This window comes from Halocella sp. SP3-1, from assembly GCF_003953885.1.
Classification (GTDB): Bacteria; Bacillota; Halanaerobiia; order Halanaerobiales; family DTU029; genus Iocasia; species Iocasia fonsfrigidae.
In genome coordinates, this window is sequence record NZ_CP032760.1 from 916,823 (window position 1) to 932,005 (window position 15,183).

Here is a 15,183-nt window from a genome sequence, read left to right on the forward strand (position 1 = left end):
TAATATAAGAAGGGATAGATATTAGCTGACTGGAGGTGGGGTTTATTATGCTGAATTTTAGATATACTATAGCTGTAGTCCTGTTTTTATTATTTGTTTTGTTTGTGCCGGGTTTGATTCTGGCTGATGAGTTTCCGGTAACTATTGTTGATGATTTTAACAGGGAGATAAGAATGGAAGAGAAACCGGAGAGGATTATTTCGCTGGCCCCCAGTATGACAGAACTCTTATTTGCCCTTGGTTTAGAAGATGAGGTTGTGGGGGTAACTACTCTGGCTGATTATCCGGCCGAGGCTGTGCTTAAAGAAAAGATAGGCACTATTGTTGACCCCAGTGTGGAAAAGATAATTTCCCTAAAACCCGATCTGGTTCTTGCTGTAGCCATAAATAAAAAAGAAACTATAACACAGCTGAAACGACTAGGGATTAAGGTCGCTGGTTTTGATCCCCATAATATTAAGGAATCTATTGAATTGATCAAAAAGGTGGGGTTGTTAACTGGCCAGCAGGAGACTGCCCGGGTTATCACTACTGAACTGACTGATTCTCTTACCCAGATAGAGCAGCTTGTGGTAAAGGAACTCCAGGATAGGCAGAGGCCGAAGGTTTTTTATGAGATCTGGAGTAATCCTTTATATACAGCTGGAAGTGATACTTTTATTGATGATATTATAAATATAGCCGGAGGAATTAATATTGGCAGTAAAGCTGATGGAGCCTGGCCGCAGTATAGTCTGGAGGTGTTAATTCTTGAGGACCCTGATGTATATATAGCCAGCCCCCATAGTTCAGCCCATAAAGTAACAGTGGAAAAGATTAAGAATAGAGACAATTATCAGGGTATAAAAGCCGTTAGAAATGGTAGAGTATATATAGTAGACCAGGATATAGTAAGCCGACCTTCCCCCAGGATAATTGATGCTATCATGGAGTTTCTCAGGGCTATTCTACCTGAAGTAGCTGAGAAGGTGGAGTCTGGTAAATAGTTTTTTAAATATTTGCAGGAAAATTTACTTTTTTGTTGAATATTATAAAAGTTAAGTCTAATCCTGTACAAATACAAATAAGGGAATATTCTTGACACCGGCCTCTGTTATCTATAAGGGCTTAAATAAATAAGTTATAAGGAGTGAGTTAAGTGGATTTATCAGATTTCAAGATTAGTGACTTTATTAATATTGAAGGGGAACAATCTCTGGGAAAGGTGGCTTCTATTCTATCTATTATTGATGATAAATATGATGTTCAGATTATTAATGTACTGAAAAAGGAGGGTTATAAACCTGTTATTACCAGGGCTGGTGGTAAAGGTGAGGATTTTAAAAATAAGATATTGAGAAATTGCCTCGGCGCTGCTATTAAAGGTAAAGTAATTAGTGAGACTATTCAGGATCAGCGTGTTTTGACCCGCTGTGTTGAAAGGGCTATGGTTGATTTCAACAGCCCAATGACCAGTATATCTGGTGCTGGTATTAAGATAGGAATTGTCAGTAAGGGGAAACACCTGGCAGTGGCTTTATATGGTAAACTTGGTATCCCAGGACTTGATGTGGATCATGAAATCTCTGGCATGGGTATTCATTATTATGGATTAATAGATAATAATTAAACTTTAATAAATACAGTATTAATAGTAGGAGTGACTTATTTTGTCATTAATAAAAAGGATCTTGAGGTATTTATCACCTTATAAAACAAGATTATCAGCCGGGCTTGTGTCAATGGTATTCCATTCCTTTTTTACAATATTCTTTGTTAAGGTTTTTCAGGATCTAATTGAAACAATTATCAATGATATTTCAGCCGGGGGAACAGGCTTACAGAAATTAAACTGGATAGCCCTTTCCATGGTTTTAATCTATTTTCTTAAAGGTATTTCTTATTATGGACAGAAATATTTGATTTCTTATGTCTCCCAGAAAGCAGTTAAAGATATAAGGGAAGAGTTGTATTCCCATCTTCAGGGATTATCACTTAGTTTTTATAATAAAAATAAGACTGGCGAGATTATATCAAGAGTTACCAATGATGTAGGAAAACTACAAAATTCAATAGTCAGTAGTGCTATTACCCTGGTTGATCAGACACTCACCCTGCTGGGTGGTATCGCTTATCTCTTTTATTTAAATGTAAGGTTAACATTACTCCTGGTAGTTATGATTCCTTTAATGACCTATGTGTTAGCCAAATTCAACAGAAAGATCAGGCGGGTTAGTAAAAATGTTCAGATCAGAATAGCTGATATTTCAGATATACTGCAGGAAACTCTTTCAGCTGTAAGGGTTGTTAAGTCTTTTGGGAGAGAGGATTATGAGCTCTCCCGGTTTCAGGAGAAAAATGATTCGAATTTCCGGGCCAAGGTAAAGACAGCCCAGTATGGAGCTGTTTTAACACCGATTATTGAATTGATAGCTGCTATGGCTTTTACTGCTATATTGTGGTATGGTGGTTATGAGGTTTTCCGGGGCAGAATGCAACCGTCAGCCTTAATAGCCTATTTTACACTGCTTTTAACAATTACTTCACCATTACGTTCCATGAGTAAACTCAGTAGTACAGTGCAGAAGGCTCTAGCTGCTGCTGAGAGGGTATTTGAAACAATGGATATTCATAATCACCTTAAAGAAGAGGTAAAAGATGCTGAAGTATTAAGCAGTGTAGAAGGACATGTGGAGTTTATAGATGTTAGTTTTTCGTATAATGAAGGGGAAGAGGTTTTAAGTGATATTAATTTACAGGCCTTACCCGGGGAGATTGTAGCCCTGGTTGGACCTAGTGGGGCCGGCAAAACAACCCTGGTTGATTTGATCCCTAAGTTTTACCAGCCTGATTCAGGGGTTATTTACCTTGATGGTAAGGATATTAACAAGGTCAATCTTGCTTCACTACGTAAGTTTATCGGTATAGTACCGCAGGAAACTGTACTTTTTAGTGGGACAATCAAGGATAATATTAGATATGGTAATTTAGAGGCATCTGATGAGGAGATAATTGCTGCTGCCAGGGCAGCTAATGCCCATGATTTTATCATGAAATTCCCCAGGGAGTATGAATCATTAGTAGGTGAAAGGGGTGTAGGCTTATCAGGTGGTCAGCGGCAGAGAATTGCTATTGCCCGGGCAATACTAAAAAATCCCAGGATATTGATTCTTGATGAGGCCACTTCAGCCTTGGATGCCGAGTCAGAATCCCTGGTACAGGAGGCTCTTGACAGATTGATGCAGAATAGGACTACCTTTGTCATAGCCCATCGTTTAACAACTATCAAAAATGCGGATAAGATTATTGTGGTTTCAGGTGGGAGTATTAAAGAAAAAGGAACTCATGATGAATTAATAGCCCGTGGTGGGGTTTATTCCCGTTTATATCAAGGACAGTTTACAGAATAGAGGAAGTAGGTATAATGAGAAATTTATGGAAGAGATTTCGGTTCTGGATTATACCAGTATTAGCATACATCTTTAATATTATTTCCAGCCGCTGGACAAGGCTGGATGTTTACGGCAGGGAGAATGCAGAAAAATGTGCTGATCAGTCTATTTTATTTGCTTTCTGGCATGGTAAGCTTTGGCTTCCTGCCTATTTTTTTAGAGATAGTGATTATCTGGTTTTATCCAGCCTCAGCCGTGATGGTGAATACATGACCCGTATTTTAAAGAGATATCATTACCGGGTTATAAGGGGTTCTTCCTCACGGGGAGGCAGCCGTGCTTTACTCAAATTGATTAAGGAGATTAAAAAGGGATATTCAGGTTTTATAACACCTGACGGACCTACGGGTCCTATCCATAAAGTAAAGCCAGGGATAGTATATCTCCAGGAAAAAGGTGGTGCAGTGATTATTCCGATTGGTGTAGCTGTAAGGTGGAAAATAACTGTTAACAGCTGGGATCGGCTTGTTTTACCATTACCTGGTACAAGGGCAGTAATGGTTTTGGGCGCCCCTGTCTATCTACCTGAAGATGAAACAATAGAAAAAAGGGCTGAAATACTGGAAGATAGTATTAATCTGGCCCAGGAAAAGGCTGAAAGAATTCTAAAAACAGGGGTTGGTGATTAACCTTGTTTGCTGTAAAACTTGAAAATTATTTAAAAGAGTTAGTAGATGGAAAAAGGAATAAGCTGTTGGACAAGTTGATACTGTTGATTCTTAATTTTCTGGAACAGGTCTATAAATTACTGCTCTTTTTTCGCAAAATATTATATAGCTCTGGACTTATTAAAAAGACTAAACTTGAGCCAGTGCTTATCAGTATAGGTAATATTACTGCTGGTGGAACAGGTAAAACCCCTGTGGTTAAATATCTGGCCGGGGGTCTGAATAATAAGGGGATAAATACAGCAGTGGTCAGCCGGGGTTATGGTTCAGAAACAGAAGGACCACTTCTTGTCTCAGACGGCTGTATTGAAACTGCTTCCTATGAGGAGGCTGGTGATGAGGCCTTAATGCTCAGCAGACTAATGGAGGGATTTCCAGTAGCAATCGGCAAAAAAAGGGCAGCTGCAGGCCGCCTGGTTCAGGAGAGATTTAAGCCTGATCTTATCCTGCTGGATGATGCTTTTCAGCACTGGCAGTTAGCTAGAGATATAGATATTGTGGTCATAGATGGTTTAAATCCCTTTGCTAATCGTCACCTTTTACCCCGGGGATATTTAAGGGAACCTCTGACAGCATTAAATCGAGGGGATATCTTTATCATTACCAGGGCTGATTTGATAGCTGAAAGTCAGCTGCAAAAAATAAAAGAAGAAATCAGTCAGTATAATAAAACTCCTTTAATTTATACGGCAGTCTATAAATCGGTTTATCTGCGTTTCCTGGATATAGCAGGCAAAAGCAGTGTTGAACCAATTGTTTCCCATACAGCCAGGAAGATACTTGCCTTTTCAGGTCTCGGTAACCCTGCTTCATTTTATCAGACTCTCAATAAGAATGGGTTTAATGTGGCTGAAATGATAGAATATCCCGACCACTATCGCTACCAGGAGGATGATTTTGATTATATAGGCCGCAAGGCTTCTGAAGAGGGTATAAAACTAGTGTTGACAACTGAAAAGGATGCTGTTAAATTTAAGGATAAGATGATTAGCAGCTTGAAACTTCAGGGTATTTCTCTGGCTGTTCTGGGTATAGAATTAGAGATTAATAATGGAGCTGATTTATTAGATAAGTTGGCTGTTCAGGTAGGCAGCGTCTAATTAAAGGGGGATTAATATATGAAAATAATAGCAATAATCCCGGCCAGGTATAGTTCTAGCCGTTTTCCAGGTAAAGCCCTGGTTGATATTAAGGGTAAAAGCATGATTCAGCGGGTTTATGACAGGGTCAAACTGTTGGGAGAATTATTAATTGATATTATAGTAGCAACAGATGATGAGAGAATTTATAATGAAGTTAAAAACTTTGGTGGAAAGCCAGTTATGACACCATCAGACTGTCAGTCAGGTACAGACAGAATTGCTTTTGTTGCTAAAGACCTGTCCTGTGATCTGATAGTTAATGTTCAGGGGGATGAACCTTTGTTAGAGCCGGAAATGGTCAGGGCTGCAGTCAGGCCTTTCCTGGAAGATAACAGCCTGGAAATGAGCACAGTAAAAAAAGAGATTACAGCCAGGGAAGAAATAGATAACCCTAATATTGTTAAGGTAATAACTGACTTAAAGGGCGATGCCCTTTATTTTTCACGTTATCCAGTACCCTACCAGAGAAATGAAGCAGCAAAGTATTATAAACATATTGGGCTTTATGTTTATAAAAGGGATTTTCTCTTAAAATATACCAGTATGGAGTCTGCGCCACTTGAAAAGAGTGAATCTCTAGAACAGCTCAGGGCTCTGGAAAACGGCTATAGGATCCGGGTAGTTGAAACAGAGTATAACTCAATCGGGGTAGATGTCCCGGATGACCTGGACAAGGTAGTGAGTATAATAGAGGGAGAGGAATAGTATGTCATTTTCTGTTAATAAGGTAAAATTAAATGAGGATATAATCTTTGGTGATTTACAAAAACCCCTGATCTTAATTGCTGGCCCCTGTGTTCTTGAGGGATATGAAAGGTCTTTAAAGATCGCAAGTAGAGTTAAAGAAATAGCAGATGCTCTAAGTATCCCCTATGTCTTTAAGGCTTCATTTGATAAGGCTAACCGTTCTTCAATCAATTCTTATAGGGGGCCTGGTCTGGAAAAAGGACTAAAACAGCTAAAAAAGATAAAAGAAGAGTTGCAAGTACCGGTTTTAACAGATATACATCAGGTAGAACAGGTTGAACCAGCTGCTGAAGTTGTTGATATTCTACAAATACCGGCCTTTCTCTGCCGGCAGACTGACCTTTTACTGGCTGCTGCCCGGACAGATGTGATAGTAAATATAAAAAAGGGTCAGTTTATGGCACCATGGGATATGGCTAAGGCTGTTGATAAAGTAGTTAGTACAGGCAATAAGAGGATATTACTTACTGAACGTGGGGTTAGTTTTGGTTATAATAATCTGCTTGCTGATATGACTTCACTGCCGAAGATGAGGGAAATAGGATATCCTGTTGTTTTTGATGCTACCCATAGTGTACAGCGTCCTGCTGCACAAGGGGAGGTTTCAGGTGGTGATAGAGAAATGGTTCCCTATCTGGCTCGGGCAGCTGCGGCAGTGGGGATTGATGGCCTTTTTATGGAAGTACATGATAATCCGGCAGAGGCCTTAAGTGATGGCCCTAATATGGTATATCTGGATGATTTAGAGGATATTTTACAACAGGTTCAGGCGATTAATAGAATTGTAAAGGATAGGTGATTATTTTGAATAATTTTCCTACTGTAGACCAGAGACAGGTTGAGCATATTTCTGCTGAGGCCCGGGAAGTTTTGGCTGTAGAGGCAAAATCGATACTAAAGCTGCAGGAGGCTATTGATGATGAATTTGTCCGTCTGGTAAAATTAATCTTGAAAAGTCAGGGGCGTATTATTCTTATCGGAGTTGGTAAATCAGGATTGATTGCCCGTAAAATAGCAGCTACCCTTTCCAGCACAGGGTCACCATCATTTTTTGTACATGCCGGGGAGGCATCACATGGGGATCTGGGCATGATTACTGAGGAAGATATTGTTATAGCTATTTCTAATAGTGGGGAAACAGAAGAAGTATTGGCACTGCTGTCATCGATCAAAAGGATCGGTGCTCATCTGGTTGCACTGACTGGTCAAAGAGACTCCACCCTGGCTAAGTATTCTGATATAGTTATTTTTTCTGGTGTTGAGGAAGAGGCCTGTCCACATGGACTGGCTCCTACTGCCAGCACTACAGCAGCTATGGCTCTAGGTGATGCCCTGGCTATTGCCCTGTCCAGTCTCAGGGGTTTTACACCTGAAGACTTTGCTCTTTATCATCCCGGAGGTAATCTCGGCAGGAGGTTATTAACCAGAGTAAAAGATGTGCTGGAGATTAGAGGGCAAAACCCGGTTGTAGGTTCTAATACTACTGTTAAGGAAACACTATTTACGATGACAGATTCCAAGATGGGTTCAGCCTCTGTGGTAGATCAAGGGGGTTTATTAATAGGGATTATTACCGATGGTGATATACGACGTCATCTGGAGAAATCAAGTAGTTTTCTGGAAAGACCGGTTGCTGAGGTAATGACCAGTAATCCGACCACTATTAGTGGAGATAAGCTGGCCAGTGAAGCCCTCAGGGTAATGGAAGAAAAAGAAATAAATGACCTTCCTGTAGTTGAAGAAGGTAGGCCTGTGGGGATGCTGAACTTTCAGGATTTACTCAGGGCAAAAATATTTTGATTAAGGTGATATAGTATGAAAGAACCGGTTCTTTACAGCTTATTTATGGTGTTTTACTATATAATTTGTTTTGTCCCTGATAAAATTGATTATTATATAGGTATAGGTCTGGGAAAACTAATATATTTTTTGTTAAAAAGCAGAAGAGAGGTAACCTTAGCTAATCTTAGAAGGGCTCTAGGGAGTAATTATTCAGAAGAAGGTTTAGTTTCCCTGTGTAAAAAGGTCTATCAGCAGATGGGTTTAACTTTTGTAGAATTTATTATGACAGATAACTTAGGTAAGGATTTAATAGAGTCTTCTATTGAAATAGAAGGACTCAATTATTTAGAAGAAGCCTACCAGCAGGGAAAAGGTGTTATTGTGTATACAGCGCATTTTGGTAACTGGGAACGGCTGGGGTCTGTGATATCACAGCTGGGGTATCCAGTTAATGCTATTGCCCGGACACAGGATAATGTTTATTTTGATCGAAAAATAAATAAAATCAGGAGTTCTCAGGGGATAAATATTATACCTAAGGGTATATCTGTACGTAAGGTGTATAAAGTATTAAAAGGCGGAGAATTACTATTTATACTTGGTGATCAAAATGCCCGTAAAAAAGGATGGCAGATAGATTTTTTTGGTATCCCGGCCTCGACTTATCCAGGGGTAGTACAGTTAGCTCGCCGGACAAGGTCAGTAATCCTTCCGGCCTTTTTGCTTAGAGAGGAATGGGGCAAACACAGGCTTGTTATTAAAAAACCCTACTCTATTTCTAAAGATGCTTCTAAAGATGCACAGCAGGAGTTATTACAGGAATTAACAGGGGTAATCGAAGCAGAGATAAGGAAAGAACCGGCACAGTGGTTCTGGCCTCATCGCAGGTGGAAGTGATAAGGGGTTGAAGTAGTTGTATATTATCTATAATATTATTATTTTTTTAGCATTTATATTATATTTACCTGTCTTATTATTTAAATTCATCAGGGGTAAATATCGGGAGGGGTTCCTGGAACGTCTGGGTTTTCTACCATCAGAGCTGATTAATAAGACCTGGGGAGACAGGGTAATCTGGCTCCATGCCGCCTCAATGGGTGAAACAATAGCAGCCGGGGTTTTAATTAAAAGAATCAGAGAAGAATATCCAGCAGCTACTTTGCTTGTCTCTACTATATCAAATACCGGGCGTTCTATGGCTGCGAAAAATGAGATGATAGATGGTGTTTTCTATTTCCCACTGGATATAGCCTGGATAGCAGGCAAGGTTATAGAAAAAATAAATCCGGCTTTGATTATAATGATGGAAACAGAGTTATGGCCCAATCTAATTAAAAAAGCCAGTAAAGCAGGCTGCAAGTTGATGCTGGCCAGTGGGAGGATTAGTGACAGCAGTATTAAAAACTATCGTTATATCAAGCCTCTTATCCGGGATGTACTAAAAAAGATTGACATTTTTAGTATGCAGTCCAGTATAGACTATGAGAGGATTATATCACTGGGTGCCCCGGAGGAAAGGGTTTATTGTACTGGCAATATTAAGTTTGATAGATTTGATGGTCTTAATCTGGATGTTAATCATGATGAGCTCTTAAAGGAGTTTAAGCTGGATAATTTAGGCCCCATCATTGTGGCTGGTAGTACCCATGAGGGTGAAGAAGAAAAATTATTAACTGTTTTTAAAGAAGTAAAAAAGGAATATCCTGATGCAGTTTTAATGATAGCCCCCAGATATATTGAAAGGGCTGAACAGTTATTAAAGGATTTTAAAGAACGGGGTTTTAATACGGTTCTGAGAACCAGGATAGTTAATTATGACCCTGGTAGGGATTCTATTATTCTGGTAGATACTATTGGGGAGTTAGTTAAGCTCTATAGTTTAGCCGATCTGGTATTTGTAGGTGGCAGTTTAATCCCGCGGGGGGGACACAATATTTTAGAACCGGCTGCTCTGGGTAAACCAGTTTTCTTCGGCCCCCATATGTTTAATTTTGCGGCCGATACCAGGGACATTCTTGCTGCCGGGGCAGGGGTGCAGGTTAATGATGAAAAAGAACTGGCAGCTGAAATACTGACCTATCTGTCTGACAGGGATAAACTGTGTAAGATGGGACAGCAGGGCCGTGAGATAATAAATCAAAACAGGGGTGCTGTAGACAAAAACCTAGAGTTTCTTAACAGACTGCTCCCTGAAAAAAAGACGGAAAAGATATTAATAGTCAGGTTAAGTGCTATTGGTGATGTTATTCATTCCCTACCGGTAGCATATGCCCTGAGAAAGGCCTATCCTGATGCTGAGATAAGCTGGCTGGTAGAGGAAAAGGCCAGTGAACTGGTTCTGGCTAATCCCTATCTGGACCAGGTATTTGTCATGCCTAAAAGGGAGTGGCTGGCTGTATTTAAGAAAAATAAAATTCAGGCTTTGAAAATGTTTCGCAGTTTTTTTAAAAAGGTTAAAAGCCGTGATTTTGACCTTGTTCTGGATATTCACGGTCTTTTCAAAAGTGGTTTGAGCACTTATTTGGGTGCTTCTTCACTCAGGTATGGACCGGCAGATGGTCGGGAAGGTAGTACTCTTTTTTACAATAGGAAGATTAAAGTTCCTGAGCAGAAGATGCATGTTATTGAGAAAAGGCTGGCTCTAGCGGCAGCAGTCGGCGCCGAGACAGATGAGGTAGAGTTTGGTATAGTAAGCAGTCGGGCTGATAGAGAAAGGGTATCCAGCTTATTACAGGCCTGTGGGTCAAAGAGAATAATAGCCCTTAATCCCTATACTACCTGGGAATCGAAGAACTGGCCCCCTGAGTATTTTGCTAGACTGGCTGACCTTATAAAAAATAAATTGAACTATGTTGTGGTTTTTACTGGTGGGTCTGGTGATAGAGAGGGAATAGCTGGAATTATAAATTTAATGCAGATAGAGGCACTTAACCTGGCAGGAAAAACCAATCTACGAGAGCTGGCAGAACTATACCGCAGGGTTGAGCTCTTTATTGGTGGGGATACCGGCCCAATGCACCTGGCAGCAGCTGTAGGGACCAGGGTGATTGCCCTGATGGGACCTACAGACCCTGTTACACACGGCCCTTATGGTGAGGGCCATCTGATAATTCAGGATGATATTGACTGTAAATTATGCTGGAAACGCAGTTGTCCGGCTGGACATAATAAGTGTATGAAAAATATAGGGGTTGACAGGGTATTTAATAAAACATGTGAGATCTTAGGGGTGGAAAGGTATGAATCAGGTAATCAATGCTAAAAGTATAATAATTATTGACTTACTTTATCTGGGTGATTTGATGTTTGCCACACCATTTATTAAAAATCTACGTATGAATTTACCAGATAAAAGGATAGATATGATTGTTAATAGTAATTTCTATGACCTGATTAAAACCAATCCAGACCTTGATAATGTCTATGCATATAATAAGAAATGGGGATTAAGGCAGGGTATATCCTTTGCCCGGAAACTATCTCAAAACAACTATGACCTGGGCTTAAATATCCACGGTAACTGGCGGACAGCTATTTTATTAAAATTAGTCAACCCGGTTTATAGTCTTGGTTATGGGGGTAAAGGTAGGGGGATTTTCCTTGACCAGGAAATAAAGCGTTCTGAAGGTATGCATATGACAGAGGCCTATCTTGCTTTTTTAGAGAGATTAGGGCTTAAACAACTAACAGATAATGTACCACAATTAAGTGTTTCTCCTGAAGCCAGTCAAGGGATAAAGGCTTTTCTGGAGGGGGAAGGGGTAATTCCTGGAGATAGATTAGTAGCCTTAAATACAGGTGGTACCTGGCCAACCAAGCGCTGGCCAATAGCGAGATTTGCTGAACTGGCAGATGCTTTAGTAAACAACTATGATGTCAGGCCTGTTTTAACAGGGGGTAAAAGTGACCTCGGACGGGTAGATGAAATAGTATCCCTGATGGCCAGTGAGCCCATTACTGCTGCCGGAAGAACATCTCTGGAAGAGCTGGCAGCCTTATTGGAGTCCTGTGAACTGGTAATCAGTAATGACAGTGGACCGGTTCATGTTGCAGATGCAGTTGGCACCCCAACAATTACTATCTTTGGTCCGTCTGATGAATTAAAATACCGTCCCTCCAGAAAGGGAAGTAGAATAATTACAGCAGGTCTTGACTGTCAGCCCTGTGGGGAACATGAATGTCCTTTACATCATCACAGGTGTATGACAGAGATTAAAGTTAGTGATATAATAAAAATAATTGATGAGAGTGGGTTGTTATAAATGCCTGGTATTGGTATACTGGTTTTAACATATAATGAGGAGGATAATATCAGGGACTGTCTAGAGAGTGTAGACTGGGCAGATGAAATAGTTGTTGTTGACTCCTATAGTAGTGATAATACCCTGGAGATTTGTCTGGAGTATACAGAAAAAATATATAAACGTAAATTTGATAACTTCTCCTCCCAGAGGAATTACGGACTGGATAAAATAGAATCAGACTGGGTGCTGGCTGTTGATGCTGATGAAAGGGTTACTGTAGAATTAATGGATGAGATTTTGGAGATTTTGACTGCCCCTGATATGGTTGCTTATGAAATCCCCCGGAAAAACTATTTCTTAGGTAAATGGATAAAATACTGTGGCTGGTACCCTGATTATACTCTGAGGTTATTCCGGAATAAGGGAATACGTTTTAATGGTCTGGTTCATGAAGGAATTAGTCTGGAAGGGGAAACAGGGAAACTTAATCATGACTTAATACACTATACCTATGATAATCTCCACCATTATCTTGAGAAAATAAACCGGTATACCTCTCTATCTGCGGAAGATATGTTTTATAAGGGAAAGAATAAAGGACTGGCCTATATTTTAATCAGGCCTTTGGTGGAGTTTATTAAGAAGTATATTTTAAAGAAGGGTTTTTTACTGGGGAAACAGGGACTATTTCTATCAATTATTTCTGCATTTTATCAGTTTTTAAGGTATATTAAGTTATGGGAGAAAAATAATTTATAGAAGAGAGTTGAGACAGATGAAAAAGATATTTTTTCTAAATACCTGTGTAGAATGGGGTGGGGGTGAGAAGTGGACCTTTGAAACTGCCCAGGAACTGGCTGAACGGGGATATGAGGTGGTAGTGGGGAGTGTCAAAGAAAGCGAATTATTTCAGAGGGCTAAGGCAGCAGGTATGAAAACAAAAGCTGTACCGATCAAGAACAGCCTATCAGTACTTAACCCTGTGAAATTGTTTTCTTTTGTAAATTATTTAAGAGATGAGATTATTGAGGTATTATTTATGAACCTCTCCCAGGATTTAAAGTTTGGGGGGATAGCTGGTAAAATTGCTGGGATAGAAAGAATAATTTATAGGAGGGGTTTAGCAATACCGATAAGAGATAGATTTTATACAAGGTTTTTATTAAATAATTGTATTACTGATATAATAGCTAATTCTTATACCATAAAAAAAACTATTTTACAAAATACTGCTAATTGGTTAAATGAGAATAAAATTAAAGTAATTTATAATGGAATAAAAATAAAGGAGATAGAAGATAAAATTAATTATCAATCGAATATTAGGAAAGAATTTAATATAAAGGCTGATACATTATTGATAGCAAGTATTGGGAGGTTAAATAAACAAAAAGGGCATTATTATTTAATAAAAGCTGTAAAGCTTATAAAAAAAGAAATTGAGAATTTTAAAGTATTAATAATTGGTAAAGGTGATTTAGAGTTTGAATTAAAAAAGCAGGTGGAAGATTTAGGTTTATCTGATTATGTTATTTTTACTGGTTTTAGGAAAGATGTATTTACTATTTTGCATCAGATTGATTTTTTAGTTCATACTGCTTTATGGGAAGGTTGTCCAAATATAATATTAGAAACGATGGCTATGGCGACTCCTATTGTTGCTACAGGTATACCTTCTGTAAGTGAAATTATGATAGATAAAGAAACTGGTTATCTTACTGAAAGTGAAAATGTTGAGGATATTGCTAAAATGGTTATTAAAATGATTAGAAATTTTGATAAGAAACAGTTTGGACAGAAGGCAAGAGAACTTATTGAAAGGGAATTTGATTTTAAGGAAAAATTAAATCAATTAGAGAAATTGATTGAAGAAAATAATTATTAATAAAAGCTATATTATAAAAAAAGTTATCATTTAAAGTTTTTCAAAATTTACTATTTATATAATTAAATTGTTGTCCAGATAATTAAAGCAGATTGCTGCAAGTACTCCGTATCTAACTGAACCAAAGGAGAAAATTGAGGTTGCAGAATTTAGTAAAAAAAATTATGCAAGATGTTTATTTATTAGAAAACATATTATATATAGTTTAATCGGTTATTGAACAATGAAGAGAGTTATAGGATTTTTAATTATTATTAATACAAAAACTGTTAAGGAAAAATAAATAAGGAGTTGAAAATAAATGATGCATCTGGTAACCGGTGTGGCCGGTTTTATAGGTTCTAACCTGGCGAAAGAACTCCTGAATAGGGGTGAGCAGGTAATAGGTGTTGACTGTTTTACTGATTACTATGCCCGGAGTTTAAAGGAAGAAAACCTTGCAGCTATAAAAGGAAATGATAATTTTGAGTTTCTTGAGGCAGATTTACTGGAAGTGGATTTAATAGATCTGTTAGATGGTGTGGATTATGTCTATCACCAGGCAGCCCAGGCTGGGGTCAGGGCCAGCTGGGGGAAGACCTTTGATATTTATACAGATAATAATATTAGGGCAACACAGCAGCTTTTAGAGGCTGCCAGGGAATCTACTGTTAAAAAGATTGTCTATGCCTCCTCGTCATCTGTCTATGGTGATACTGACCAGTTGCCGATGAAAGAAGGTAACTATCTCCAGCCGGTATCACCTTATGGTGTATCCAAACTGGCAGCTGAGCATTTGTGTTATCTTTACTGGAAGAACTTTAATGTTTCAACTGTTTCTCTGAGGTATTTCACTGTTTATGGGGAAGGACAGCGCCCTGATATGGCCTTTCATATCTTTATTAAGGCTATCCTGACTGGTTCGGCTATAACTGTCTTTGGTGATGGACAGCAGTCCCGTAATTTTACTCATGTAAGTGATATAGCACAGGCCAATATCCTGGCTGCAGAGAGTGATATCTCAGGAGAGGTGTTTAATATTGGTGGTGATGGGGAAGGGATTGTCCTTAATGATACCATTAAAATGATGGCCGATATTATCGGAAAGGAAGCGGAGATTATATATCAAGCTGCTGCTAAAGGTGATGTAAAACATACCTCTGCTGATTGTCAAAAGGCTAAAAAATTGCTTGGCTATGAACCGGAGATGGACTTTAAAGAAGGCCTGATACGGGAGATAGCTTATCTGAAAAAAATATATTCTTGAGTAATAATACAATTTTTTATTTGTATTGTAGAATAATT

At 38.8% G+C, this 15,183-nt stretch carries 14 protein-coding genes; all 14 read left to right on the forward strand.

Translation table 11 applies throughout. The features are described 5' to 3' along the window. Positions 1–47: 47 nt before the first annotated feature. The 14 genes from D7D81_RS04310 (at position 48) to D7D81_RS04375 (ending at position 15,145) form a co-directional block, all read left to right on the forward strand. Complete coding sequence (locus tag D7D81_RS04310) at positions 48–986, forward strand: ABC transporter substrate-binding protein (RefSeq protein ID WP_125987636.1); 939 nt, start codon at positions 48–50, stop codon at positions 984–986. 152 nt (positions 987–1,138) lie between these two features. After that, positions 1,139–1,609 carry a HutP family protein gene (locus D7D81_RS04315; RefSeq protein WP_125987638.1) on the forward strand — a complete coding sequence of 157 codons (471 nt, stop codon included), beginning with the start codon at positions 1,139–1,141 and terminating at the stop codon, positions 1,607–1,609. 40 nt (positions 1,610–1,649) lie between these two features. Next, positions 1,650–3,389, forward strand: coding sequence for an ABC transporter ATP-binding protein (locus D7D81_RS04320; RefSeq protein ID WP_286170199.1), 1,740 nt, complete (start codon positions 1,650–1,652; stop codon positions 3,387–3,389). 14 nt (positions 3,390–3,403) lie between these two features. Further along, a complete protein-coding gene (locus D7D81_RS04325) occupies positions 3,404–4,060 on the forward strand; it encodes a lysophospholipid acyltransferase family protein (RefSeq protein WP_125987640.1) in 657 nt (218 codons plus the stop codon). Positions 4,061–4,062: 2 nt separating this feature from the next. Beyond that, a complete protein-coding gene (gene lpxK, locus D7D81_RS04330; RefSeq protein ID WP_125987642.1) occupies positions 4,063–5,199 on the forward strand; it encodes a tetraacyldisaccharide 4'-kinase in 1,137 nt (378 codons plus the stop codon). Between the two features lie 18 nt (positions 5,200–5,217). Then, positions 5,218–5,946, forward strand: a complete 729-nt coding sequence (gene kdsB, locus D7D81_RS04335; RefSeq protein WP_125987644.1) for a 3-deoxy-manno-octulosonate cytidylyltransferase — start codon at positions 5,218–5,220, stop codon at positions 5,944–5,946. A gap of 1 nt (position 5,947) precedes the next feature. Continuing rightward, complete coding sequence (kdsA, locus tag D7D81_RS04340; RefSeq protein WP_125987646.1) at positions 5,948–6,787, forward strand: 3-deoxy-8-phosphooctulonate synthase; 840 nt, start codon at positions 5,948–5,950, stop codon at positions 6,785–6,787. Further along, positions 6,787–7,788, forward strand: a complete 1,002-nt coding sequence (locus tag D7D81_RS04345; protein WP_286170385.1) for a KpsF/GutQ family sugar-phosphate isomerase — start codon at positions 6,787–6,789, stop codon at positions 7,786–7,788. The genes kdsA and D7D81_RS04345 overlap by 1 nt, the downstream gene beginning before the upstream one ends. Before the next feature lie 15 nt (positions 7,789–7,803). Then, positions 7,804–8,667, forward strand: coding sequence for a lysophospholipid acyltransferase family protein (locus D7D81_RS04350; protein WP_125987648.1), 864 nt, complete (start codon positions 7,804–7,806; stop codon positions 8,665–8,667). A gap of 16 nt (positions 8,668–8,683) precedes the next feature. Continuing rightward, on the forward strand, positions 8,684–11,032 hold the full coding sequence (locus tag D7D81_RS04355) for a glycosyltransferase N-terminal domain-containing protein (RefSeq protein WP_286170201.1): 2,349 nt from the start codon (positions 8,684–8,686) through the stop codon (positions 11,030–11,032). Then, a complete protein-coding gene (locus D7D81_RS04360; protein WP_125987650.1) occupies positions 11,010–12,032 on the forward strand; it encodes a glycosyltransferase family 9 protein in 1,023 nt (340 codons plus the stop codon). Before D7D81_RS04355 ends, D7D81_RS04360 begins: the two co-directional genes overlap by 23 nt. Next, entirely contained in the window at positions 12,033–12,773 is a 741-nt protein-coding gene (locus D7D81_RS04365) for a glycosyltransferase family 2 protein (protein WP_125987651.1), read from the forward strand. Positions 12,774–12,789: 16 nt separating this feature from the next. Next, a complete protein-coding gene (locus tag D7D81_RS04370) occupies positions 12,790–13,899 on the forward strand; it encodes a glycosyltransferase (RefSeq protein WP_125987653.1) in 1,110 nt (369 codons plus the stop codon). Between the two features lie 301 nt (positions 13,900–14,200). Beyond that, positions 14,201–15,145, forward strand: coding sequence for an NAD-dependent epimerase/dehydratase family protein (locus D7D81_RS04375; protein ID WP_125987655.1), 945 nt, complete (start codon positions 14,201–14,203; stop codon positions 15,143–15,145). The last annotated feature ends 38 nt before the right edge of the window (positions 15,146–15,183 follow it).

Bases quoted from the DNA above. Each gene is read 5' to 3' on its own strand.
- D7D81_RS04310 (WP_125987636.1), top strand. From the start codon at position 48: ATGCTGAATTTTAGATATACTATAGCTGTAGTCCTGTTTTTATTATTT.
- D7D81_RS04325 (WP_125987640.1), top strand. From the start codon at position 3,404: ATGAGAAATTTATGGAAGAGATTTCGGTTCTGGATTATACCAGTATTA.
- kdsB (WP_125987644.1), top strand. From the start codon at position 5,218: ATGAAAATAATAGCAATAATCCCGGCCAGGTATAGTTCTAGCCGTTTT.
- kdsA (WP_125987646.1), top strand. From the start codon at position 5,948: ATGTCATTTTCTGTTAATAAGGTAAAATTAAATGAGGATATAATCTTT.
- D7D81_RS04350 (WP_125987648.1), top strand. From the start codon at position 7,804: ATGAAAGAACCGGTTCTTTACAGCTTATTTATGGTGTTTTACTATATA.
- D7D81_RS04360 (WP_125987650.1), top strand. From the start codon at position 11,010: ATGAATCAGGTAATCAATGCTAAAAGTATAATAATTATTGACTTACTT.
- D7D81_RS04365 (WP_125987651.1), top strand. From the start codon at position 12,033: ATGCCTGGTATTGGTATACTGGTTTTAACATATAATGAGGAGGATAAT.
- D7D81_RS04370 (WP_125987653.1), top strand. From the start codon at position 12,790: ATGAAAAAGATATTTTTTCTAAATACCTGTGTAGAATGGGGTGGGGGT.
- D7D81_RS04375 (WP_125987655.1), top strand. From the start codon at position 14,201: ATGATGCATCTGGTAACCGGTGTGGCCGGTTTTATAGGTTCTAACCTG.